Origin of the sequence: Mesorhizobium sp. B2-3-15 (assembly GCF_006442875.1) — a bacterium.
Classification (GTDB): domain Bacteria; phylum Pseudomonadota; class Alphaproteobacteria; order Rhizobiales; family Rhizobiaceae; genus Mesorhizobium; species Mesorhizobium australicum.
In genome coordinates this window covers 1-23370 of the sequence record NZ_VFVO01000005.1, presented here as the reverse complement: position 1 = coordinate 23370, position 23370 = coordinate 1, and the positions used below count along the sequence as shown (strand labels likewise).

Below are 23370 nucleotides of genomic sequence, written 5' to 3'. Positions count from 1 at the left end.
ATGCATGTCGTTGTTCCGGAACCGAGGACACTTCCGGGTGACATGCATTAGGCCTGCGTGAGCGGATACTGCTCCTTCAGCGTCTTCAGCACCTGGTCGCCTGGCATCGGCGCGCCGAACATGAAGCTCTGGACATATTCGCAGCCCATCTGGCGCAGCTCCAACGCATCGCGCTCGTCCGATATGCCCTCAGCGACCACCGAAAGGCCGAGCTCATGCGCCATGTTGACCATGGATTTGAGCAACACCGCGCGTTTTGGCGTGCTGTCGTCGACGAAGCTCTTGTCGATCTTGATGGTGTCGAACGGGAACCGCGTCAGATAGGCGAGCGATGAATAGCCGGTGCCGAAATCGTCCAGCGACAGCCCGATGCCGAGCTGCTTGAGCTTGGTCAGCACATGGGCCGTCTGCTCGGGGTTGTCCATGACCAGCGACTCGGTCAGTTCGAGCCGGAAGCAGCGCGGCTTCAGATTGGCGCGCGCGATCACGGAACGCACGTCGCTGACCAGGTCGCGGCGGATGAGCTGGCGGCTTGACAAGTTGACCGACACCGACAGCGGCGCGTCGCCGATCTGCTTTTGCCATCCTGCCAGATCCTCGGCCGCCTGCTGCATGGCAAACAGCCCAAGTTGCACGATCAGCCCGCAGCTTTCCGCGACCGGGATGAAATCGGCCGGCGGGATCATGCCGCGGCGCGGATGGTCCCAGCGCAGCAGGGCCTCGAAGCCGGCGACGCTGCCATCCTCGAGCCGCACGATCGGCTGGTAGGCCAGCGTGAATTCGCGCCGCTCGATGGCGCGCCGCAGATCGGATTCGAACTGCAGGCGATCGGTGCCGACGGTGCGGAACGCCGGGCGGAACGGCTCGATCCTGTCGCCGCCGAAACGCTTGGCCTGATGCATGGCGAGCTCGGCGTCCTTGACCATGTCCTCGGCCGAGGTTTGCGCCGAGGTCCAGGTGATCAGGCCGATCGAGGCGGTCAGCACGATTTCGCGCTTGGCAAAGGTGATCGGATTGTTGATCGCATGCTTGATGGCGTCGGCCACGCCGGCGATGCGGGCAGGGTCCTGCTCGGACAAAAGCATCAGGGCGAACTGGTCGCCGGCGAAGCGCGACAGCGAATCCTTCGGCTTGAGCAGCCGGTGCAGGCGGCGCGCTATGGTGAGCAGGATGGTGTCGCCGGCCGAGATGCCGAGCCCGTCATTGACCTGCTTGAAGCGGTCGATATCGATGACGAAGACGGTCGGGCGCACCTTCTCTTCGGTGCGGGCGATCGAAATGATCGCCTCCAGCCGGTTCATGAACAATTCGCGGTTTGGCAGGCCGGTCAGATTGTCGTGCACGGCGTCGTGCAGCAGCCGTTCCTCGGATTTCTTCTGTTCGGTGACGTCGACCATGGTACCGACGCAGCGGATCACCTCGCCGTCCGATCCGATGACGGGTCGCGCGCGCAGGGCAAACCAGTGATAGTGCCCATCGGCGCCACGCAGGCGGAAATTCTGCGACACCCGGCCGCGGCGATGTTCCAGCACCACGTCGAGCGTGGTGCGGAATGTGTCGCGGTCGTCGGCATGCAACACCGGCAGCCAGTTGCGGGCGGCACCACCCAGGCTGTTGGGCGCAAGGCCGAGCTGGATGCTGACGTCGGGCTTGGTCACCACGCGGTCGCGCAGCACGTCCCAATCCCACACCGTATCGCCCGATCCCGCGACCGCCAGCGCCTGCCGCTCGAGGTCGGAGAACAGCCCCTGATGCAGCGCACCGCCAGCAAAGGCGTGCTGCATGACGGTGAAGCCGATCAGCAGGATGATCAGGATCAAGCCGCCGCCAAGTGCCGGCTGGGCGATGTCGTTATCAAGCATGCCGGTGATCGCCATCCACGATCCGCATAACCACAACAGCACCATGACCCAGCTGGGCACCAGCATAATCGCTCGGTCATAACCACGAATACCGAGGAAGATGATCAAGCCGAGCCCGGTCAGTGCGGTCGCGGCAAACGAGATGCGGGCGATGCCGGCGGCGACCGCCGGATCGACGATTGCGACACCGGCGATCAGCAGCAGCCCCAGAATCCAGACCAGCGCGCCATAGCTGAAATGGCCGTGCCACCGGTTGAGGTTGAGATAGGCAAACAGGAACACCACGAAAGTCGCCGCCAGCGCCACCTCGGTGCCAGCCCGCCACATCTGCTCGTTGCCTGGCGAGATCTCGATGACCTTGTTGAGGAAGCCGAAATCGACACAGATATAGGCAAGCACCGCCCAGGCGAGGGCCGCCGTCGCCGGGAACATCGACGTCCCCTTGACCACGAACAGGATGGTCAGGAACAGCGCCAGAAGGCCGGCGATACCGATGACGATGCCGCGAAACAGCGTGTAGGAATTGACCGAATCCTTGTAGGATTCCGGATCCCAGAGGTAGACCTGCGGCAGCTTCGGCGAGGCGAGTTCGGCGATGAAGGTGATCACCGTGCCGGGGTTCAGCGTCACCCGGAACACGTCGGCGTCGGGGCTGGTCTGGCGGTCGAGCGCGAAGCCTTCGCTGGGCGTGATGGCGGCGATGCGCGTAGAACCCAGATCCGGCCAGAAGATGCCGGAATTGACCAGCCGGAAGTGCGGCGCCACGATCAGCCTGTCGAGTTGCTGGTCGGTGGTGTTGGCGAGCGCGAAGACAGCCCAGTCGCCGGTCGAACGGGCATCGTTGGCTTCGACCTCGATCCGCCGCACGATGCCGTCCGGCCCGGGCGCGGTCGACACCTGGAAGTTCTCACCCTGGTTGCGGTAGATTTCGACGGCGCGCGAAAGATCGAGCGCGACATCGTCGCGGGCGATCTTGATCGGTTCTACGGCAAAGGCCGACGAAGCCGCGCACAGCGTCAGCATCGTCGCCAGAAGAAAGGCGAACAGCGGCCCGTTTCGCAGGGAATTCGTCAAAAATCAGTCCTTCGTTCCAGCGCCCGGCGGATCGTCGGCGATCCGGGCGTAGAGGTAGTGATCCTGCCAGATGCCGTTGATCCTGAGATAGGATCGCAGAAGTCCTTCGCGCCGGAATCCGGCTTTTTCAAGCACGCGGATCGACCTGATATTGTCGGGAATACAGGCGGCTTCGATCCGGTGCAACCTCAGCGTATCGAAGGCGAAGCGGGCCACCACCTTGACCGCGTCTGTCATCAGCCCGCGGCCGCCGAAGCGCTCGCCGATCCAGTAGCCGACATGGCCGCTTTGCGAGACGCCGTGGCGTATGTTGCCAAGCGTGATGCCGCCCGCGAGCTTGCCGCTCGACTTCTCGAAGATGAAGAAGGCGATCGCGGTTCCCTGTGCGTAGTCCTCGCGATAGCGGCTGATGCGCAGGCGCCATGCCGTGCGGTCGAGTTCGTCCGGGGTCCAGCGCGGCTCCCATGGCTCCAGGAACGCCCGGCTTTCGCCGCGCACCGCCGACCACTCGCGGTAGTCGTTGGTGAACGGCACGCGCAGCGTGACGAGGTTGCCCTTCAGTGCCGGCAGGTCACGGCGAAAGAAAGGGAGCGCGAACACGGCGCTTGGGACTTAGACGGCGAGCCTGCGGGCCGTGGTCTGCGTACCCGGAAGCGAATCGAGGATCGCCTCGTATGGTGCCAGCGTACCCACGGGCCCGACAGCGGTAAGCGTCGGCTTGGTCGAGAACATCCGCGACGACAGGTCGGTAAGGCGCTCGATCGTCAGCGCCGCCAGGCGCTCCATCAGCTCTTCCTTCGCGATCGGCCTGCCGAAAAGGAGTAGTTGCCGCGCGATCTGCGAGGCGCGGCTGGCCGGGCTTTCGGCCGACATGATCAGGCCGGCCCGATATTGGGCGCGCGCACGGTCGAGCTCTTCCTGCAGGATGCTCTCGCCGGCCTTCTGCAACTCGTCGATGATGACAGGCACCAGCTTGGCGATGTCGCTTTGGCCCGTCGCGGCGTGAACGCCGAATATGCCCGTATCGGAAAAGCCCCAGTGGAAGGCGTAGACCGAGTAACAGAGGCCGCGTTTTTCGCGGACCTCCTGGAACAGGCGCGATGACATGCCGCCGCCGAGGATCATCGACAGCACCTGCGAGGCGTAGAAATCCCGCACATGGTAGGCGCGGCCCTCGAAGCCCAGCACGATCTGCGCGTCCATCAGGTCGCGGTCCTCGCGGAAGTCGCCGCCGACATATTGCGCGTATTGCGGGATGGTGCTGTCGGCCTTGCTGCGGAAACCGCCGAGCCGGTTTTCGACCTCGCGCACGAACTTGTCGTGCTTGATGTCGCCTGCGGCCACGATCACCATCCGCTCGGCGCCATACTGGCGTTCTATGAAATCGTGCAACTGCTTGGAGGTGAAGGATTTTACCGTTTCGGGCGTACCCAGGATCGAGCGGCCGATGGTCTGGTGGCGAAAGGCCGTCTCGGTGAAACGGTCGAAGACGATGTCGTCGGGCGTGTCGTGCGCGGCGCCGATCTCCTGCAGGATGACATGCTGTTCGCGCTCAAGTTCCTGCGGGTCGAATTCGGACTCCTGCAGGATGTCGGACAGGATGTCGACGGCCAGCGGCACATCGTCGGAGAGCACCCTGGCGTAGTAGGACGTGGTCTCGACGCTGGTGGCCGCATTGATCTCGCCGCCGACGTCCTCGATTTCCGAGGCGATCTCGAAGGCGCTTCGCCGCTTCGTCCCCTTGAACGCCATGTGCTCGAGCAGATGGGCCATGCCGTGCTCGTCTTCGCGTTCATTGCGGGCACCCGACTTGACCCAGGCACCCAAGGCAACCGATTCGATACTTGGAAGGGTTTCGGTGGCGACTGTCAGGCCGTTCGACAGACGGCTTACCTCAACACCCATATGGCTCGTACTCCCTAACGCGCCGCCCGCGCGCGGCGACTGACGTAATCTTCCACCATTTTGAGGTCGGATGGAAGTACCGTGTATTTTTCCTCGAATGTCATCAATCCCCCTAGCCATGCGGGCAGGGCGGGCGAGACACCGCTGGCGGCTTCGACGGCGGCCGGGAATTTCGCCGGATGGGCGGTGCCGAGCACCACCATCGGCACGGCGCCCGCAGCCCTGGCCGCCGCCACATGCATGGCTGCCGCCGTATGTGGATCGAGCAGGTAGTTGCTGTTTGCCAGCGTCGAGCGGATGGTGGCGGCAACCTCGTCCATATCTGCGCGGCCGGCGTCGAATTCGGTTCGCATACCGGCGATTTCCGCGGCTTCGATGGTGAAGGCGCCCGATTGTTTGAGGCCGGCCATGTAGCGCCGCACCGTTGCGGCGTCGCGGTTTGACGTCTCGAAAAGCAGGCGTTCGAAGTTCGACGAAACCTGGATGTCCATCGACGGCGAGGTGGTCGCAAACACCCCTTTGGTCCGGTATTCGCCGGTCGCGAAGGTGCGTGCCAATATGTCGTTGTCGTTGGTGGCGATGACCAGCCGGTCGATCGGCAGGCCCATCTTCTTGGCGGCGTAGCCGGCGAAGATATCGCCGAAATTCCCGGTCGGCACGGTGAAGGAGACCGGCCTGTCCGGCGCGCCGAGCGACAATGCCGAGGAGAAATAATAGACGATCTGGGCCATGATGCGTGCCCAGTTGATCGAATTGACCCCCGACAGCGACACCTGGTCGCGGAAGCCGTGATCGTTGAACATGTCCTTCAGCAAGCCCTGACAGTCGTCGAAATTGCCCTCGATCGCCAGCGCATGCACATTTTCAGCCTTCGACGTGGTCATCTGCCGCTGCTGCACCGGCGAGACGCGGCCATGCGGAAAAAGGATGAAGATGTCGGTGCGGCTGCGCCCGGCGAAGGCGTCTATGGCCGCGCCACCGGTATCGCCCGACGTGGCGCCGACGATGGTGGCGTGCTGGTCGCGTTCGGCAAGCACATGGTCCATCAGCCGGGCAAGCAACTGCATCGCCACGTCCTTGAACGCCAGTGTCGGCCCATGAAAGAGTTCGAGGACAAAAGTGTTGGCGCCGGTCTGCACCAGCGGGCAGACGGCCTCATGGCGGAAGGTGGCATAGGCTTCGCGGACCAGGCGCTCGAAGACCGGCGCGGCGATCTCGCCGCCCAGGAACGGCATCAGCACGCGTATGGCGAGGTCGGGATAGGCGAGGCCGCGCATGGCTCGGATCTCGGATGGCGAGAAATGCGGCCATTCGCGCGGCACGTAGAGGCCGCCATCGCGCGCCAGGCCCGCCAGGATGGCGTCGGAAAATCCAAGCGCGGGCGCTTCGCCGCGGGTGCTCACATAATGCATGTCACAGATCCGTTTGCCGCCTGTTTTTCCGTTCACCACAAGGTGGTTAATTTCTGCACCGGCTCTAGTCGCATTTTTGCCGCGCGGTTGATATACGTCACCAGCTTTGCGAGAGGGAAGTGCAGTTTCATGGCGTTTCGTATATCAAGTGGTCGCTTTTTGGCGGGTCTTGCGCTCACGGGCTTTATGCTTGCCGCCGCGGGCTGCCAATCAGGCGACAATGGCATCCTGAACCTCGGTTTCGGCAAGAAGGATCCGACGGCGCCACCGCCGCCGCAGGATCCCAAGGTGCTGGCCAGCCAGCTGAACGCCTATTGCCCAAGGGTGACGGTGCGCGACGGCACGGCCTTCTTCAACACCTATGTCAACGAGGTGCAGAAGCCCAAGCCGAAGCTCAAGAAGACCGGCGATGCCGCTGCGGATGCCGCGGCCCAGGCCGCCGCTGACGCCGCTGCTGCTACGCCGCCCGACGATTCGGCGAGGATCATTTATCAGGCGTCGATCAGCGACGTGACCCGCGATTGCAGCCGTGCCGACGGACAACTGACGATGAAGATCGCGGTTGCCGGCAAGATCGTGCCAGGGCCGAAATTCACGCCAGGCACCATCACCATGCCGATCCGCACCGCGGTCATGCATGGCACTGACGTGCTTTATTCGCAGATCCACCAGTATCAGGTTCAGGTGACCGATCCCTCGGTCGCGACCCAGTTTGTCTTCACCGATTCCAATGTGGTCGTACCGGCGCCGACGGCGCAGGACTATCAAGCCTATGCCGGTTACGACGAAACCGCGCCCAAGGCGACGACCGACAAGCCGAGGAAGAAGACCCACAGGAAGAAGACGGCCGCGACGAACTAGGCGGCTGTCGGCCTGGCGTGCCTCCAGCCGGACGCACGCATCTCAGGCATCCGCCGACCACTCCGACAGAGCGGCAATGACACTCTTCAGTTCCGCCCAGCGGCGGATCACCGTCTCGGCACCGGCCTCTGTCAAGGCGTCGGCATGGCCGGGATAGCTGTGGCTGGCGCCCGTAAAGCCGATCACGCGCATGCCGGCGGCCTTGGCGCCGGTGACGCCGTGCACGGAATCCTCGATGACGAAGGTGTTCGCCGGGTTGACGCCGAGCTTTTCGGCGGCATGCAGGAACACGTCTGGAGCCGGCTTGGTCTTTCCGGTCGGCGTTTCCATCGCCGAGAAGATGCGCCCGGCGAAGAACGGCAACAGATGCACCTTCTCCAGCATGAACTCGATCCGCTCCGAACGTGAGTTGGAGCAGACGCAGCGTTGCGACGTGACCGAGGCGACCGCTTCGCGCACGCCTTCGATGGCGCGCACGTCGCTGCGCAGTTTGCGGTCGACCAGTTCCTCGGCGCGGTCGATCAGCGACACCTGGAACGGGATTTTGGACTTCTCCTCGATTCGTATCAGTATGTCCTTGAAGGTCAGGCCGGCATAGGTCTCGGCAATCTCCTCCGCCGAGATTTCGTATCCGGCCAAGGTTATCAGTTCAGCTTCGACCCGCGCGGCGATGATTTCGGAATCGACGAGCACGCCGTCGCAATCGAAGATGACAAGATCTGGCTGGGGCATGGTGATCCGAACGATGGAGGGTGGAGGAATGGCCGCTCAGGGCTCAAGCGGCGCGGCATACACCAATGGACACGGCTTCGCAAACTCCTCCACGGCATCGATAAAGCTTCACCGAATATTTACGCTGATCGGTAACCATAACGGGCAGTAAACAGTAACGCGTGCCTTGGGTGTAAAAATGTCAGCCGTGCGTCTTCTCGACGAGCTCTCCCACGCTCCCCAGCAATCCGAATGGCTGGACACGATCCTGAAAGGCGACTGCGTCGCGGCGCTCGACCGCCTGCCGGAAAAGTCGATCGACGTCATCTTTGCCGATCCGCCCTACAATCTGCAGCTCGACGGCGACCTGCACCGTCCCGACCAGTCCAAGGTCGATGCGGTCGACGACGACTGGGACCAGTTCGAGAGCTTCGAAGCCTATGACGCTTTCACCCGCGCCTGGCTGCTGGCGGCACGCCGCGTGCTGAAGCCCAACGGCACCATCTGGGTCATTGGCTCCTATCACAACATCTTCCGCGTCGGGGCCAAGATGCAGGATCTCGGCTTCTGGATTCTCAACGACGTGGTCTGGCGCAAGACCAATCCGATGCCGAATTTTCGCGGCCGCCGCTTCCAGAACGCGCATGAGACGATGATCTGGGCTTCGCGTGACCAGAAGGGCAAGGGCTATACCTTCAACTACGAAGCGCTGAAGGCGTCGAACGACGATATCCAGATGCGCTCCGACTGGCTGTTCCCGATCTGCACCGGCGGCGAGCGCCTGAAGAATGAGAATGGCGACAAGCTGCATCCGACTCAAAAGCCCGAGGCGCTGCTTGCCCGTATCATGATGGCCTCGACCAAGCCGGGTGACGTCGTGCTCGACCCGTTCTTCGGCTCCGGTACGACAGGCGCGGTTGCCAAGCGCCTCGGCCGTCACTTCGTCGGCATCGAGCGCGAGCAGGCCTATATCGACGCCGCCAATGAGCGCATCGACGCGGTGCGGCCACTCGACGAGGCGGATCTCACCGTGCTCACCGGCAAGCGCGCGGAGCCGCGCGTCGCCTTCGTCAGCCTGATCGACACCGGGCTGATGACGCCCGGCGCCACGCTCTATGACGCCAAGAAGCGCTGGGCCGCCAAGGTTCGCGCCGATGGGACCGTCGCGATCGGCGACAGCGCCGGCTCGATCCACAAGATCGGCGCCGAGGTGCAGGGATTGGACGCCTGCAACGGCTGGACCTTCTGGCATTATGAGCGCAGCGGCGGGCTTACCCCCATCGACGAACTGCGCCGCATCGCCCGGCTTGGCATGGAACGGGCAGGGGGCTGAGCTCTGCCGCCTGCCTCATATTTATTGATTCAAATGCTCAACGGATCGTCGCAAGCGATGGAGATCACGTCCTGATCCCCAATCGCTCAAGGTCTGCTTTAAGCGTGCTGGCATCGGTGAACAGCACCGCTTGCCAGCCGGCGGCCTTGGCGCCGTCGACATTTTTCTGGCTGTCGTCGATGAACAGCGTCGCCGATGGCTCGAGGCCGAACGCGGCCACGTGATGGTCGTAGATGCCACGATCCGGTTTGATCTTGCCAATCTCGCCCGAGATGGTGACGCCGCGCGGACGATCGAGGAAATCGAAGCGTTCGCGCGCTTCGGCCAGCGTGTCGGAAGCAAAGTTGGTCAGCATCGTCACATCGTGGCCGCTATCGATCAGGCCGAGCATGATGGTGACACTGTCGTCATAGGCATGCGGCACCATCTCGTGCCAGTGGCGACGGAAATTGCGGATGTTTTCGGCGTGCTCGGGGTGCTCCGCGATCAGCAGCGCTTCGGCCTCTTCCCACGTCCGGCCGCGATCCTGCTCTATGTTCCAGTCATGCGTGCAGATATTGTCGAAGAACCACTTTCTCTCTTCGTCGTCGGGAATGAGGCGGCTGAAGGGAATGTTCGGATCGTAATGGATCAGCACCTTGCCGATGTCGAAAACGATGTGGCGGATTTCAGTCATGGGGCCTCTTTGCACTCAATGGCGACGGTTTTTTCGTCGCGCCGGGTATCGCAGCCTCGATTGCCTTTTTCATGACGGTGGGCAGCGCCTCGCCTGAAATCTCATGGGCGGGCGACCAGAAATACCCTGCCAGGGCATCACCTTTGATGTGGGCACGAAAGACTTCGAGTTCGAGCGCGAAATGGGTGAACACATGCGCGATTGTCCCGGCGCGCCGCCAGTCGCCGGCAAAGGGCGCTGCCGCCTCTGTGGTGGCTCCGTCCACCCGCGCCGTCCAGGCGGTGGTCGGCACTTCCGTCATGCCGCCGAGCAGCCCTTTCTCAGGCCGCTTGCGCAAAAGAATGGCACCGTCGTCGCGCATGGCAACGAAAGCAGCCCCCCGCCGCAGCGGCTTGTCGGCCTTCGGCAGGCGCACCGGGAAATTTTCGGGATCTCCTGAAACAACGGCGCTGCAGTCCTCGCGCAGCGGGCACAGCATGCAGCGCGGCCGGCGCGGAGTGCATATCGTGGCGCCGAGATCCATCATCGCCTGGGCAAAGTCGCCGGGCCTTGTCGCCGGCATCATGCGCTCGACATGGACCCGTATCTCGGCCTTGGCTTCGCTGAGCGGCGTCGTGATCGAAAACAGCCGTGAGATGACGCGTTCGACATTGCCGTCGACGACGGCGGCGTGGCGGTCGAAGGCGATGGCCGTTATTGCCGCCGATGTATAGGCGCCGATCCCCGGCAATTCTCGAAGTCCGATCTCGGTGTCCGGAAACCGGCCGCCGCGCGCCGCCACCAGATCCGCGCAGGCCTTGAGGTTGCGGGCGCGGGAGTAGTAACCGAGCCCCGCCCAGGCTTTCATCACATCCTCCGTCGGCGCCGCGGCCAGCGCTTCGACATCGGGCCATTTCTCGACAAAGGCGAGGAAATACGATTTCACCGCTTCGACGGTGGTCTGCTGCAGCATCACCTCCGACAGCCAGATACGGTAGGGATCGGGCCGCACACCGCGTGCATGCTCGCGCGGCGTCACGCGCCACGGCAATTCGCGATGATGCGCGTCATACCAGGCGAGCAGGCGCGACGCCGTATCATCCGAGATGGCCTTGCTGGTCTGGGCCTTGCGGGTCTGGTCTGCTGGTGCCATTGATCTTGCGTTGGCCTGGCCGGTATCTGCTGGGTCGTGGCTGGAGAACGCACATGGCAGGGAAAAGGCGCTTCGGCAATCCCGTTCCGGTGAGCGATCTCGCCACCGACATCCTCGACCCGGTGCTGCGCAAGCGGGCAGGCATCTCGATCGGTCTGGTCCAGTCGTGGGAAGAGATTGCCGGACCGCGCCTGGCCATCCACTCGCGGCCCGAAAAGATCCAGTGGCCGCGCCGCCTGCACGAGGATGATCCGTTCGAGCCGGCCGTACTGGTCATCGCCTGCGAGGGCATGGCCGCGCTTCATCTGCAGCACGAGACCAGCGAGATCATCAACCGGGTGAACGCCTTCCTGGGTTTCAGGGCGATAGGCCGCATCAGGATCGTGCAGAAGCCGATAAGCTCGGGAAGAGCCCGGCCCAAACCCACCCTCAGGGCGTTGAGCGCGGCCGAAAAGGCGAAATTGTCCGATACTGTCGGGCTTATAGAGGATGACGGGCTGCGCGCCTCGCTGGAACGGCTGGGGGCGACCATTCTGGGCGCAAGGAAAGCCTAGACGGCTGCAATGACCCCAGGGACTATCCCGAGGCCGTCTGGCCAAGTGCGAAGTGGAACGGTTACAGTTGCCCCGGTCGGCCCAAACGGAGACGATCCCCTTGGTTCTGATTGGAAACGGTCATAGGTTTGTCGTTAATCTCGCGCATTCGTGATCGCCCTTGTCAGGTTTCACGATTGGATTGGGGACAGGGATGCCTTAATTCGCGCCAACTCTCGCCTTTTCGTGCCTTTGCATTGCAAAATCCAACCCTTATCAGGTGATTCGTATGAGCCGTCCCCCGTTTGGCCAAAGCTTCTCTCGCAGAAACGTCCTGACATCGCTGGCCGCCATCCCGGCGGTGGCCCTGCTCGCCGCCTGCAGTGATTCCGGCGAAGAGGCGAAGGCCGCGGATGTCAAGCCCGCGAATCCGGCAACGCCCGCAAAGCCGGCCACGCCCGCCGCGGTCCAGGTACCGGAAGCGCAGGGCACCGTCGACATGACCGAACTGATGAAGCCGGGCGCGCTGCCCGACAAGCAGCTCGGCAAGGATGACGCCAAGGTCACCATCGTCGAATACGCCTCGATGACCTGCCCGCACTGCGCGCATTTCGCCGAAACCACCTTTCCGGATTTGAAGGCCAAGTACATCGATACCGGCAAGGCGCGCTACATCCTGCGCGAATTCCCATTCGATCCGAGCGCCGAAGCCGGTTTCATGCTGGCGCGTTGCGCCAAGGATAACTATTTCCCGATGGTCGACGTGCTGTTCAGGCAGCAGGCGAACTGGGTCGGCGTGTCGAACACCAAGGAAGCGCTGCTGCAAATTTCCAAGCTTGCCGGTTTTACACAGGAGTCCTTCGAGGCCTGCTTGACCGACCAGAAACTTCTGGACGATGTGAGATCGGTTCAGAAGCGTGGCGCCAATGAATTCAAGGTCGACTCGACGCCGACCTTCTTCATCAACGGTAAGACCTACAAAGGGGCGATGTCGATTGAGGAAATGTCGGCCATCATCGACCCTCTGCTCTGACATCGGCTCAGTGCTGAAGCGGCAGCGCTCCGGCGCTGCTTGCCTCTCTATCCGTTCGCGCGCTCTGCGCCCTATCGCAAAACCTCGGTACACTCTTGCCGAACCGGTGTATGAGGCGCGCGAATGAAGTTTTCGCGCCTCCGCCTCCTTGGTTTCAAGTCCTTCGTCGAACCCGGCGAGTTCGTCATCGAACGCGGCCTGACCGGCATTGTCGGGCCGAACGGCTGCGGCAAGTCGAACCTTGTCGAGGCGCTGCGCTGGGTGATGGGCGAAAGCTCCTACAAGAACATGCGCGCGTCCGGCATGGACGACGTCATCTTTTCCGGCTCGGGCACCCGTCCCGCCCGCAACACCGCCGAAGTCACGCTTTTCCTGGACAACAGCGACCGCTCGGCTCCATCCGCCTTCAACGATGCCGACGAACTGCAGGTGTCGCGCCGCATCGAGCGCGAGGCCGGCTCGCTCTACCGCATCAACGGCAAGGAAGCGCGCGCCAAGGACGTGCAGCTTCTGTTCGCCGACCAGTCGACCGGCGCGCGCTCGCCCTCGATGGTCGGGCAAGGCCGTATCGGCGAACTGATCCAGGCCAAGCCGCAGGCCCGTCGCGCCCTGCTCGAAGAAGCGGCCGGCATTTCCGGCCTGCACACCCGTCGCCACGAGGCGGAATTGCGACTTAAGGCGGCCGAGCAGAACCTCGAACGCCTGGACGATGTCGTGGGCGAGCTGGAAAGCCAGATCGAAAGCCTCAAGCGCCAGGCGCGCCAGGCTTCCCGCTTCAAGAACCTGTCGGCCGACATCCGCAAGGCCGAAGCAACGCTCTTGCACCTGCGCTGGACGCTGGCCAAGACACAGGAAGGCGAGGCGCGTTCGGCGCTGGCCACGGCCACGGCGCTCGTCGGCGACCGCGCCGCCACGCAGATGAACGCGGCCAAGGAGCAAGGCATCTCCGCCCATCGCCTGCCTGACCTGCGCGACGCGGAAGCCGCGGCTGCCGCGGCTTTCCAGCGCCTGTCGATCGCCAGGTCGCAGATCGAGGAAGAAGCTGGCCGTATCCGCAACCGGCAGGCCGAACTCGAACGTCGGCTGCAGCAGCTCGACGGCGACATTGCCCGCGAAGAGCGGATGGTGCGCGACAATGCCGACGTTCTCGAGCGCCTGCGTGCGGAAGAGGCCACGCTGAACTCCGAAAACGCCGGTGCCGCCGAGCGTGAGGCCACCACCCGCGCTGTATTCGAACAGGCCGCCTCGACGCTTGCGCAAAGCGAAGCCAAACTTGCCGCGCTGACCGCCGAGCGCGCCGAGGCCGCCGCCTCGCGCCACCAGATCGAACGGACTTTGCGCGAAACCGCGGAGCGTCGCGACCGCTTCGCCCGCCAACTCGCCGACGTCGACCGCGAATTGTCGGACATCCTCTCCAAGGTCGCCGGCTTGCCGGATCCGGCCGAGAAGCAGGTACTGGTCGAGCAGGCGATGGCATTGCTGGAGGAGTCCGAGGCGGCGGTGGAGCAGGCTGAACAGTCGGTCATCGACGGCCGTGGCGCTGAAAGCGCTGCCCGCCCGCCGCTTCAGGACGCCAAGGCGGAGCTGGCGCGGATCGAAACCGAAGCGCGCACGCTGGCCAAGATCCTGAACGCGGCCAGCGGCGATCTCTTCCCTTCGGTGCTGGAGCAGATCAGCGTCGAGCGCGGCTTCGAGACGGCACTGGGGGCCGCCCTTGGCGAAGACCTCGACGTGCCGCTCGACCGCAGTGCACCGGCGCATTGGGGCGAAAGCGAAATCCAGCCCGGTGATGCCGCGCTTCCGGAAGGGATCAAGAGCCTTGCCAGCGTGGTTCGCGCGCCGGCGCAACTAGCCCGACGTCTTGCGCAGATCGGTATCGTCGAGGCCGCTGACGGCCGCCGGTTGCAGGGGTTTCTGGCTCCAGGCCAGCGCCTGGTTAGCCGCCAGGGTGCGCTGTGGCGCTGGGACGGCCTGACCGCCAGCGCCGATGCGCCGACCGCCGCGGCACAAAGGCTGGCACAGAAGAACCGGCTTGCCGAACTCGATGCCGAAGCGGTGCAGGCGACGCTTGTGCTGCGCCAGGCCGAGGAAGCGCTAGCGCAGGCCGAGCAGGCGCTCCGCCAGGCAAGCGAAGCCGAACGCAACACGCGCCAGGCGGGACGTGAGGCCCAGCACCGGCTGGACGCCGCCCGCAATGCGCTGGCCGAGGCGGAAAAGGCCGGCGGTGAACTATCGAGCCGGCGTGCCGCGCTGGACGAGGCGCGCGCCCGCATCGTCGACAGCCATGAGGAGACGTCAGCGGCTTTCGCCGAGGCCGAGATGCTGCTGCAGGATGCGCCCGACCTCGGCGACCTGCAATTGCAGCTCGAACAGTCCTCGGCCAATGTCTCGCGCGACCGCGCCGCGCTTGCAGACGCGCGCGCCGTCCACGAGGGCTTGCGGCGAGAAGCCGAGGCACGCACACGCCGGCTTGACGCCATAGGTGCCGAACGCAGCAACTGGCTGGAGCGCGCCGAAAACGCTTCGACGCAGATCGCGTCGCTTGCCGAACGCAAGGCAGAGGCCGAAGCCGAGCGCGAACGGCTGGCCGATGCGCCCGACGAGATCGACGCCAAGCGGCGTGCGCTGCTGTCGCAGCTCACCGAGGCCGAAACCTTGCGCAAGGCGGCAGCCGACCGGTTGCAGGAGGCGGAGAACAGGCAGGCCGAACTGGACAAGGCGGCCACATCCGCCATCCAGTCGCTGGCCGAAGCGCGCGAAACCCGCGCCCGTGCCGAGGAACGGCTGACGGCGGCCGACGAACGCCGGCTGGAGGTCGAGGCGCGCATCCAGGAAACGTTGAACACGCCGCCGCATCTGGTCATTCGCCACACCGGCCTGGAAGCCGACGATCCGATGCCCGAAATGCCCGAGATCGAACGCCAGTTGGATCGGCTGAAGGTCGAGCGCGAGCGGCTCGGCGCCGTCAATCTGCGCGCCGAGGAAGAGCAGAGGGAGCTTTCCGAGCGCCTGGAGGCGATCGTTTCCGAGCGAGAGGACATTATCGAAGCGATCCGCAAACTCAGGCAAGCGATCCAGAGCCTCAATCGTGAAGGCCGCGAACGGCTGCTGGCCGCCTTCGATGTCGTCAACAGCCACTTTCAGCGACTGTTCTCGCATCTGTTCGGTGGCGGCACGGCGGAATTGCAGCTGATCGAATCCGAGGATCCGCTGGAGGCGGGCCTGGAGATTCTTGCCCGACCGCCCGGCAAGAAGCCGCAGACCATGACGCTGCTGTCGGGCGGCGAGCAGGCGCTGACGGCGATGTCGCTGATCTTCGCTGTCTTCCTGACCAACCCGGCACCGATCTGCGTGCTCGACGAAGTCGATGCGCCGCTCGACGATCACAATGTCGAGCGCTTCTGCAATCTCATGGACGAGATGGCCAAGACCACCGAGACGCGTTTCGTCATCATCACCCACAATCCCATCACCATGGCCCGCATGGACCGGCTGTTCGGCGTGACCATGGCCGAGCAGGGCGTCAGCCAGCTTGTCTCTGTCGATTTGCAGGCGGCAGAGGCGATGCGCGAGGCGAGTTGACGCGTCCGACCGCCATCGCGAGTTGAAGCGTCCGGCAGCCATCGGCGGACCGCTTAGGTTTTCTGATCGTGTCCGTGGGACTGGTGTTTGGCCGAGGCCCGGAGGAATAGAGCGGGCCCATTTTCAGCACAGGCACACGACGATCCCGCTCGCGATCGCGCAGTTCGTGGTAGACCTTCACCTTCAGCGCCAACTTGCTGATTTGGCTATCTCAATGCACGCGTCGCGAAACCCAGTTCGCGCAGATTGCCGCCAGAAGTCCGCAAGCCATGCCGACGCAATCGGCGATCCAGTCGAACACGTCGAGATCACGCTCTATCAGCGACGTGCCCTGGAGGATTTCGATCGCGGCTCCAACCAGGGCGAGGAAGATGATCAGCCTCGTCTTGCGGCCGGGCCAGCCCAGACTTCCCAGAAACGCCAGGATCGCGAAGGCGCTCGCATGGTTGGCCTTGTCGTAGTGGAAGCCGATATCGATGCCGAATTCGTCGAGGCGAGATATCGGCAGCAACGCGAGCACCAGGACCGCAATGAGCGTGGCGATAAAGGCAATCCGCTCGGCGGCTGAGTAAAATTTCATTCTGTTCCGTCGATACACCAGCCATCGAGGTCGGGTCCGGAGATCTTGGTCAGGTGGCATGCCGGGTGTAAGCGGCAGGCTGGCGTCCATGGCCACGATTGCATAAGCCGGCTTCGAAAAGCAACGAGCCAGTCTCGCGATCAAGAGGGGATCCCAAGGCGTGCCCGCCCGTTTGCCGGGCAGGGCACGCCTTCCGCCTATTGGCGACGGAATGCTGCGGGCTCGTCAGATTGAAGCGCGTTGAATACGCGAGAGTCCAAAACCGCCTTTGCCCGACAAGCTCTCTTCGGCAGGCCGGAACATGTCCTCAAAGTCCAGGTCCTGCTCGAAAACCACGCCCCCGACGGACACGGCCAGGATCTCCTCGGCTCCCTGAGGGGCGAAATAGACCTGCGAGACAGTGGCACGGATACGCTCGCCAACCGTCCTTGCTTCGGCCTCGCTCGTTCCGGGAAGGAACACACCGAACATGGAGGCACCTATGCGGCCGACGACGTCTTGCGAGCGCACGCAAGACCGGATGGTTGAAGCGATCAGGCGCAAGGCCTCGTCGCCCCAGTTCAGGCCGAAGCGCAAGTTGATGGCGTTCAGGTGTTCAGGATGAATGACCAGAAAGGCGCCCGATCGCTCGCCTTGTGGGGAAGACCTGATCGCCCGTCTCTCGATCAGCGACGTGAAGACCCTCCCGTTCAGGCAACCGGTCAGCGTATCGAAGGTCGCGGCCCGGTTGAGTTCCCGCCGATAGCGACGGATCTCGGCCAGTTTCAGGCCTATGAACACAAACAGCGGCAGGCAGATCACCACAGGCAAAAGCGTTGCCGTGATCATGCCGCGCCCGAAAGGCGTCAGCGCCTCGCTGAACAACAGCAGATAGTTCAGGACGAGGGACACGCACAGGCTGCCGACGGTTCCAAGAAATGCCAGCCAGGCAATGGTCTTCCATTCATGATGGACCGGGACATCAGCTGCTGCATTGCTCATCGTCGATCTCCGTTCGATCGCCAAGCATAAGACCGGCAAGTTACGATTTCGGTTTCGAAGAACAATACAATTTGACACGTTGGTTAGATCGCCAAGCTTCTGAACGGAGGATGCTGCCCTTTGTGGCGAATCCGGTGCTGTCGCCTATGGCGGGCTGAAGATTCCCATCTCCGCCGCCCTGGCTGTTGCTTCGGCCTTGCCATAGATGCCGCTCGGCAAGGCCAGCGCCCAGCCATTCGATACCAGCCAGGCGCCGACATCCTGTTTGCCCAGCCTGCATGTCGCCGCGACAGGGAAGCGGTCGACCACCGGAGGCACGAAGCAGTTCAGCGCTCGCCCGCGCATCCAGTTGTTGAAAGCCGCGTAGGCCCGCTGTCCGCATGGCCACGCGCTCTCGTGAAACAGGCAGACCCTGTCGGTCTGGACGCCCTGGGTTCCACTGATGAACAGTTTCCGCCCCATGGAGTCGAAACCAGCCGACGACGTGGCCACTGGATCGTAAAGCAATGTTTCCCGCCAATCCCTGGGCATCGATGACTTGGGGCGTGATGCGAGGCCGAGGTCGCCAAGCGGCAAACGAGGTTCCACCCGCTCCATCTCCGATCCCTCGATCTGCGGCGGTGCGATGAGATCCTCGGCAATCTTGCGGGCTGAGTTGACGATCGATCGAGCCGGATGTCGCGCGACGTCATCGCCGACGTCAGGGGCTGGGTCGGTGAGGCTTCGTTCGACGGGGAACAGGGTCGCTGCCTTGACCAGCAGCAGGATACCGATGAGAAGCTCGATGCCTGCGAGCGCGATCATCATGCGAACGCGCCCCCGATGTCCCATCGGGCCGCCCGCGCCCAATTCGCTAGAAGCTGGACGTCGATTTGGCAACCAGTTTGAGCGCACCTTTTTCAATCCGGTAAAACGGCATTGAGCGTTCGCTGGATCCATCCGCGCGGAACCTGAACAAGCCGGTCGATCCGCGAAAGCCATTCGGGTTCTCGAAAACCTGCCTGTTGAAGCCATTGGGTCCGGCAGCGCTCGCGATCCCCGCAGTAAGGGCGACCATATCATAGGCATAAGCGACATTGACGTCGGCCTGGTAATTGAAGCTTGCCTTGAAACGATCCGAAATGGGGCCTGTTTCATGTTGGTCGAGCGTCGCGATATAGGCGCCTTCGAAAAGCGGACTGGTCGGGTGCTCCAGCCAGCGGTTCGTGCCAACCACGGAGGTTGATTTTCCAGGGATGCCTTTTGCCTTCAGGGCGATCAGGATTGGCGATGGATTGCTGTCGCCGCTGGCGACGATCACGGCGTCGGGGGCGTCAACCAGCGAGCCCATGTCCGCGACCGCCTTTGCCGCGCTGTCGGCGCTCGTGTAGGGGATGGTGATCGCAAGTGCGGCGCCGTACACGCTGAGGCTGTTGGCGACCCGTTTTTCGGCAATATCGGCACCCGCGCCCGCTGGCACCAGCAGGACGAATTTCTTGCCGCCCTTGGCCGCGATTGCGCCGGCGCCCGCCGCGGCGCTGTCCGCCTCGCCAAGGCATACCGCATAGACGCCCGGGCCGCCGGCAAAATTGTCCGCGAGAGCCAGAACCACCGGCCGGTTCGAGCCCGACAGTTTGGCGACATGCTGCGCCGCCGGCAGTTCGGTCGGACCGATGACCACTTTCGCTCCCGAAGTTATGGCCTTTACCGCCAGTTGCTGGGAGTAAGCCGCGTCTCCCCTTGTGTCCTCGACGGTAAGCGTCAGCAGGGGATTACCGAGGTCCGTCATGGCGAGCTTGGCGGCGTCGAGCATCTTTTTGCCGTTTTCGCCCGCTGATCCGGAAGCGGACAGCGGCAGCAGCATGGCGACTTTCGTGGGTCCCGTGCCGAGGGACTGCGTCGCCTGGCTTGCGTTTGCCACAGCAACAACAGCAGCCGGCTGATTGGCGACCTGGATGGCAGCGGGGTCGAGCGCGTCCGACACCGAGCCTTTGGATTGGCAGCCGAGCAGCGATAGCGCCATCGCGCAAGCGACCGCCCATGTCCGCGGGCCGTGGACCGGCCGGTCGGATTCCATTTTCTGCCAGTGCGCTCTCGCTCCTGCGGTCAGTTCATGTACTCGACCATACGGTCGTGAAAACACTCGCATTTATTGAGCGTGTCTTCGTCCTTGTAATTCGTCTTCAGGTAGCCGTAAGCCATGCCGCAAGCGACCTTGGCTTCCGACGCCCAGACGAAGACCGGCCGGGATGAGTTGATCCATTCCGGGCTGTTGGCGACGGCAACCGACTCGTCCATCAGCTTGACGACCTGTTTCGTGAGGTCGACCGTGTTGTCGGTCAGCACCAGATTAGAGGTTCCAACGGTGCGGCAATAATCGGCCACAGGTCCCTCGATGATGTCGGCGGCAAAGCCGGTCGATCCTGCCAACAGCAGCGCCGTGGCCGAAATCAGCAACCTTGAACGAATTCTCATGTAAGCCCCTCTCCAAATTGCCATTTCATGTCCCGCTAATGCATAGCATGGGAGCACGAGCGCGCAGAAGCGTTAAATCGTGACATGCTGCTGCGTGTGTGTTGCGTCGTCATAAAGGATGTTGATGGTGCCGGCCGCGGGCGCGTTCTGCAGTACAGCCACATCCACGAAGTTTGCCGCGTTGCCTGAGCCGCTGGTGTCGACGCTTACCGTGCTGGTCGCGCTGTTGTAATGCACGTAGTCGGCGATATTGCCGGCGGCGGCTTTGTCGAACAGAGCGGTCAGGTCGATCTTGTCGCCCTCGGCGCCATGGTAGTCGGCGATCAGATCCTTGATGTTCAGATTGTCGATCTTGAACGTGTCGGCTCCCGAAGTGCCGGTGATAGTCGATGTGGCGCCGGTGGCAACGCCATCGTAATTGCCGAAGCCGATGTCGCCCACCGCGCCTGACTGGCCATCAGCGGTCGTGAACGTGGCTTCGCCGAAGGTCACGACCGAGCCATCCGCCGAAACCGACTGCTGGTGGTTGCTTTCGAGACCGATCTCGACGATGCCCAAGGCGGCAAGGGACTTGAACTCGCCTGAGTCCGCCACGCCATTGCCATTGGCATCCTGCCAGACGCCAAATTTCGCGAAATCGTGATCGGCGGCGGTCAGCTTGCCGTCATGGTTTGTGTCGTAGAGCTGCTCAAGTGCGGCAAGGTCGGTCGCGGCGCCGGGGGCTTGCTGGGTGAAGACAAACTCCGACGCATTGCTCACCTTGCCGTCGCCATTGAGATCGATCGCCAGAATGCCGTCATGCTGGTCGACCCAGGCGGTCTTCGAAGCGAGACCGTCGCTATTGTAGTCGTACGAGATGGTCGAGTGCGTAAGATCGGTGGTATGAATTCCGTCGTGGTTGAGGTCCAGGACGACCGGAGTTGCCAAGACAAAGGGCGTCAGTCCGGCGGCCACGTGGACAGTAAAATTCGCCGTCCCGGTTGTATCGCCATCTCCATCCGTGAGTTGCAGCGTCACCGGAATTGTGTGGTCGACCGTGGTGCTGCTGACCCCGAGATCCGTGAGGTTGAGCTTGGTCGCACCCGCCGACTCGTAGGCGTCAATCCATGCGAGCTGCAATCCCGCGGGCGAATTGATTGTCAGTGTTGTCGCACCGGTGACTGGAACGAAGTGGGCGGTGCTTCCATCGGTGTAGTGGGCGACGAACTCAACCTTGTTGCTGGCGGAAACCGCGTCGAACGAAAACTTGGCGTAGCTGACATTCGCTATGGTGATGGCTGGTGGCGTGTAGGGGCCGCCGCCGTCATAGTCGTTCGGCGTTCCGAAATCGAAACGCATGAACTCGCCTGTGTTGAAGTTGTTGTTGCCAAGCCCCCAACCGGCATTCGAGCCGTTGACGTTGTTTGTTTGCGTCAAGGATGGCATGCCGCCGGCCAGCCAGGCCGCCTCATGAGCCGGGGTAAAGGAGCCTCCGGCATCCGTAGGCGCCCAGCCGGTCACCATCACGACGTTCTGACCACCCGCCGCCACGAGGATGGAATTGCTGGGGCCGGAGCCGTAGGCGCCGTTTGAGGTTATGGAGACATTGCTGACCGTGCCGTCCAGCGCGGCCAGAAGATCGAACGTATACTGGCCCGACGTGCCGGCACTCGGATTCACGGTGATGGTGAACACTGCTGTGTCGCCCGCATCATGGGTTCCGTTGTTGTTGTTGTCGGCGTAGGCGGTCAAGACATTGCCCGACTGCTCCGTAATCAGGTTGTGGCCAGCCGACGTAATGCCTGTGGTGTTGGCCGTGATCGTCATGGTGGCCCCGACTCCGTCAGCGCCGGCGACGAAGTGAAGTGTTCCAACCGCTGGCGCTTGCGACGTGTCGGTGCTTGCCTGCTGGCTTTGCACTGTTCCCAATGTCGGCACGTCGTCGATGATCTGGACCGAGAGGGTGCCGGGAAGCGAGACGTCGCCATCGGTGTCGGTGACGGTGACGGTCATGTTGTCGAAGATGGAATCGGCGCCTGCGGCGGGATGGGTCTCGTTGTCGAGGAGCGTGTAGGTGTAGCTGACCTGTCCGGTGCCGGCATTGAAGCCGGTGATGGTCAGTATATTGCCGTCGGGGGTGGTGACGTTGACCGGAACCGAGGCGCTGTTGGTGAGGGCGGCGGCCGAGATCGCGGTGCCGTTGATGGTCAGCGTCGCGATGCCGTCCGGCGAGGTGATGGTGAAGGTGCCGGTGTTGTGCTCCGACGGGTCGCCGTCAGCGCCTGGTGCGGCCAGTTCGCCCGAGCCTTCCGAGCCGGAGCTTGCCGGCAGGCCCTTCTCGTTGACGGTGGTGTCGCCGCCGTTGCCCTGTGGCGTCAGGTTGGAGATGGTGGGGGTGGAGTCGCCGACCGAGATGGTCAGCGTGGTGTGCGACAGGTCGCCGTCGCCGTCCTTGATGGTGTAGGTGAAGACGTCGTTGACGCCGCCTGGCGAGCCGGCGTTGCGGGTATAGGAATAGTCGCCATTGGCGCCGAGCGTCAGGTCGCCATAGGTGCCGTGGATGACGGTGCCGACGGTTGCGGCGCTGTCGAGATTGGCATTGGTGGTGCCTGCGGCGACGCCTGCGACAGTTGCGCCGTCGGCGCCGAGCACGTCGACGCCGGTGACCGGCGAGGTGGTGCCGACCGCGGTCAGCACGTTGCCGGCTTCTGGCGTGAACTGGTTGGCGGCGACGCTGTCGGTATCGGCATGCGCCGTCGGCACGTCGTCGACGATGTTGATGGTGAGGTTGCCGGCCGGGGCGCTGTCGCCGTCGGCGTCGGTGACGACGACCGCGAAGGAGGTGCTGGTGTTGTCGCCCGAAGTGTTGGTGGTGAGCGTGTAGGCGTAGCTGATCGAGCCGACGCCGGTCGCGGCGTTGTAGGCATAGCTTGCCGTCATCGAGCCGGTGGCGTCGGTGAAGGTCTGCGGCACGCCGGTCAGCACATGGCCGCCGAGCGAGACGGTCTGGACGCCGTCGGGCGAGGTGAAGCCGATGGTGCCGGACGTGGTCTCGGACGTGTTGGAGTTGTTGTTGGGATTGCCGTCGGCGATCTCGCCGGAGCCGGCCGGCAGCCCGCCATGCGGCGGCAGGCCTGCTTCATAGACGGTGGTCGTCGCGCCGCCCGGTGCCGGGATGCTGTCGCTGGGGGTGGAGTCGCCGACCGAGATGGTCAGCGTGGTGTGCGACAGGTCGCCGTCGCCGTCCTTGATGGTGTAGGTG

General features: G+C 63.4%; 18 protein-coding genes. 5 read left to right on the top strand and 13 right to left on the bottom strand.

The features are described 5' to 3' along the window. Window positions 1-47: 47 nt before the first annotated feature. Genes FJ954_RS11720 through thrC form a run of 4 tightly spaced genes read right to left on the bottom strand, consistent with a single transcriptional unit; the run spans window position 48 to window position 6253 of the window. Window positions 48-2936, bottom strand: coding sequence for an EAL domain-containing protein (locus FJ954_RS11720; protein ID WP_140617282.1), 2889 nt, complete (start codon window positions 2934-2936; stop codon window positions 48-50). A gap of 3 nt (window positions 2937-2939) precedes the next feature. Continuing rightward, complete coding sequence (locus tag FJ954_RS11715) at window positions 2940-3536, bottom strand: GNAT family protein (RefSeq protein ID WP_140661409.1); 597 nt, start codon at window positions 3534-3536, stop codon at window positions 2940-2942. A 12-nt stretch (window positions 3537-3548) separates the two neighbouring features. Continuing rightward, a complete protein-coding gene (locus FJ954_RS11710; RefSeq protein WP_140617280.1) occupies window positions 3549-4841 on the bottom strand; it encodes a pitrilysin family protein in 1293 nt (430 codons plus the stop codon). A 14-nt stretch (window positions 4842-4855) separates the two neighbouring features. Continuing rightward, entirely contained in the window at window positions 4856-6253 is a 1398-nt protein-coding gene (gene thrC, locus FJ954_RS11705) for a threonine synthase (RefSeq protein ID WP_140661408.1), read from the bottom strand. Between the two features lie 129 nt (window positions 6254-6382). On the opposite strand from thrC, the gene FJ954_RS11700 reads away from it, so the two are divergent. Next, the gene (locus FJ954_RS11700) at window positions 6383-7114 is read left to right on the top strand and encodes a hypothetical protein (protein WP_140661407.1); all 732 of its coding nucleotides are present in this window, start codon (window positions 6383-6385) and stop codon (window positions 7112-7114) included. 42 nt (window positions 7115-7156) lie between these two features. On the opposite strand, the gene FJ954_RS11695 is transcribed toward FJ954_RS11700, so the two are convergent. After that, on the bottom strand, window positions 7157-7846 hold the full coding sequence (locus tag FJ954_RS11695) for an HAD family phosphatase (RefSeq protein WP_140617277.1): 690 nt from the start codon (window positions 7844-7846) through the stop codon (window positions 7157-7159). A gap of 178 nt (window positions 7847-8024) precedes the next feature. On the opposite strand from FJ954_RS11695, the gene FJ954_RS11690 reads away from it, so the two are divergent. Further along, the gene (locus FJ954_RS11690) at window positions 8025-9158 is read left to right on the top strand and encodes a site-specific DNA-methyltransferase (protein WP_140617276.1); all 1134 of its coding nucleotides are present in this window, start codon (window positions 8025-8027) and stop codon (window positions 9156-9158) included. A 64-nt stretch (window positions 9159-9222) separates the two neighbouring features. On the opposite strand, the gene FJ954_RS11685 is transcribed toward FJ954_RS11690, so the two are convergent. Both FJ954_RS11685 and mutY read right to left on the bottom strand, forming a co-directional pair. Continuing rightward, the gene (locus FJ954_RS11685) at window positions 9223-9834 is read right to left on the bottom strand and encodes an HAD family phosphatase (RefSeq protein ID WP_140617275.1); all 612 of its coding nucleotides are present in this window, start codon (window positions 9832-9834) and stop codon (window positions 9223-9225) included. Then, window positions 9827-10966 carry an A/G-specific adenine glycosylase gene (gene mutY, locus FJ954_RS11680; RefSeq protein ID WP_140661406.1) on the bottom strand — a complete coding sequence of 380 codons (1140 nt, stop codon included), beginning with the start codon at window positions 10964-10966 and terminating at the stop codon, window positions 9827-9829. Before mutY ends, FJ954_RS11685 begins: the two co-directional genes overlap by 8 nt. A gap of 53 nt (window positions 10967-11019) precedes the next feature. Between mutY and FJ954_RS11675 the strand changes: the two genes are divergently transcribed. The 3 genes from FJ954_RS11675 (at window position 11020) to smc (ending at window position 16114) form a co-directional block, all read left to right on the top strand. After that, on the top strand, window positions 11020-11520 hold the full coding sequence (locus FJ954_RS11675; RefSeq protein ID WP_015318768.1) for a DUF721 domain-containing protein: 501 nt from the start codon (window positions 11020-11022) through the stop codon (window positions 11518-11520). Window positions 11521-11788: 268 nt separating this feature from the next. Continuing rightward, a complete protein-coding gene (locus tag FJ954_RS11670) occupies window positions 11789-12532 on the top strand; it encodes a DsbA family protein (protein ID WP_015318767.1) in 744 nt (247 codons plus the stop codon). Between the two features lie 123 nt (window positions 12533-12655). Further along, window positions 12656-16114, top strand: coding sequence for a chromosome segregation protein SMC (smc, locus tag FJ954_RS11665; protein ID WP_140661405.1), 3459 nt, complete (start codon window positions 12656-12658; stop codon window positions 16112-16114). Between the two features lie 211 nt (window positions 16115-16325). On the opposite strand, the gene FJ954_RS11660 is transcribed toward smc, so the two are convergent. The 6 genes from FJ954_RS11660 to FJ954_RS11635 all read right to left on the bottom strand — a co-directional run. Beyond that, entirely contained in the window at window positions 16326-16694 is a 369-nt protein-coding gene (locus tag FJ954_RS11660; RefSeq protein ID WP_140661404.1) for a VanZ family protein, read from the bottom strand. A gap of 225 nt (window positions 16695-16919) precedes the next feature. After that, entirely contained in the window at window positions 16920-17699 is a 780-nt protein-coding gene (locus FJ954_RS11655) for a GGDEF domain-containing protein (RefSeq protein ID WP_246680454.1), read from the bottom strand. 120 nt (window positions 17700-17819) lie between these two features. Continuing rightward, complete coding sequence (locus tag FJ954_RS11650; RefSeq protein ID WP_140661403.1) at window positions 17820-18482, bottom strand: thermonuclease family protein; 663 nt, start codon at window positions 18480-18482, stop codon at window positions 17820-17822. A 46-nt stretch (window positions 18483-18528) separates the two neighbouring features. Then, window positions 18529-19731: an ABC transporter substrate-binding protein gene (locus tag FJ954_RS11645; protein WP_140661402.1), complete on the bottom strand. Its 1203-nt coding sequence runs from the start codon at window positions 19729-19731 to the stop codon at window positions 18529-18531. Window positions 19732-19760: 29 nt separating this feature from the next. Then, a complete protein-coding gene (locus FJ954_RS11640; protein WP_140661401.1) occupies window positions 19761-20129 on the bottom strand; it encodes a hypothetical protein in 369 nt (122 codons plus the stop codon). A 72-nt stretch (window positions 20130-20201) separates the two neighbouring features. Continuing rightward, the coding region (locus FJ954_RS11635) for a type I secretion C-terminal target domain-containing protein (protein WP_140661400.1) at window positions 20202-23370 on the bottom strand (3169 nt) is incomplete at its 5' end.

Excerpts from the sequence above, each read along its gene's own strand:
- FJ954_RS11650 (WP_140661403.1), bottom strand. The coding sequence starts at position 18,482 with ATGATGATCGCGCTCGCAGGCATCGAGCTTCTCATCGGTATCCTGCTG.
- FJ954_RS11660 (WP_140661404.1), bottom strand. The coding sequence starts at position 16,694 with ATGAAATTTTACTCAGCCGCCGAGCGGATTGCCTTTATCGCCACGCTC.
- mutY (WP_140661406.1), bottom strand. The coding sequence starts at position 10,966 with ATGGCACCAGCAGACCAGACCCGCAAGGCCCAGACCAGCAAGGCCATC.
- FJ954_RS11685 (WP_140617275.1), bottom strand. The coding sequence starts at position 9,834 with ATGACTGAAATCCGCCACATCGTTTTCGACATCGGCAAGGTGCTGATC.
- FJ954_RS11710 (WP_140617280.1), bottom strand. The coding sequence starts at position 4,841 with ATGGGTGTTGAGGTAAGCCGTCTGTCGAACGGCCTGACAGTCGCCACC.
- FJ954_RS11670 (WP_015318767.1), top strand. The coding sequence starts at position 11,789 with ATGAGCCGTCCCCCGTTTGGCCAAAGCTTCTCTCGCAGAAACGTCCTG.
- FJ954_RS11700 (WP_140661407.1), top strand. The coding sequence starts at position 6,383 with ATGGCGTTTCGTATATCAAGTGGTCGCTTTTTGGCGGGTCTTGCGCTC.
- FJ954_RS11690 (WP_140617276.1), top strand. The coding sequence starts at position 8,025 with ATGTCAGCCGTGCGTCTTCTCGACGAGCTCTCCCACGCTCCCCAGCAA.
- FJ954_RS11695 (WP_140617277.1), bottom strand. The coding sequence starts at position 7,846 with ATGCCCCAGCCAGATCTTGTCATCTTCGATTGCGACGGCGTGCTCGTC.
- FJ954_RS11645 (WP_140661402.1), bottom strand. The coding sequence starts at position 19,731 with ATGGAATCCGACCGGCCGGTCCACGGCCCGCGGACATGGGCGGTCGCT.
- thrC (WP_140661408.1), bottom strand. The coding sequence starts at position 6,253 with ATGCATTATGTGAGCACCCGCGGCGAAGCGCCCGCGCTTGGATTTTCC.
- FJ954_RS11675 (WP_015318768.1), top strand. The coding sequence starts at position 11,020 with ATGGCAGGGAAAAGGCGCTTCGGCAATCCCGTTCCGGTGAGCGATCTC.
- FJ954_RS11640 (WP_140661401.1), bottom strand. The coding sequence starts at position 20,129 with ATGAGAATTCGTTCAAGGTTGCTGATTTCGGCCACGGCGCTGCTGTTG.
- smc (WP_140661405.1), top strand. The coding sequence starts at position 12,656 with ATGAAGTTTTCGCGCCTCCGCCTCCTTGGTTTCAAGTCCTTCGTCGAA.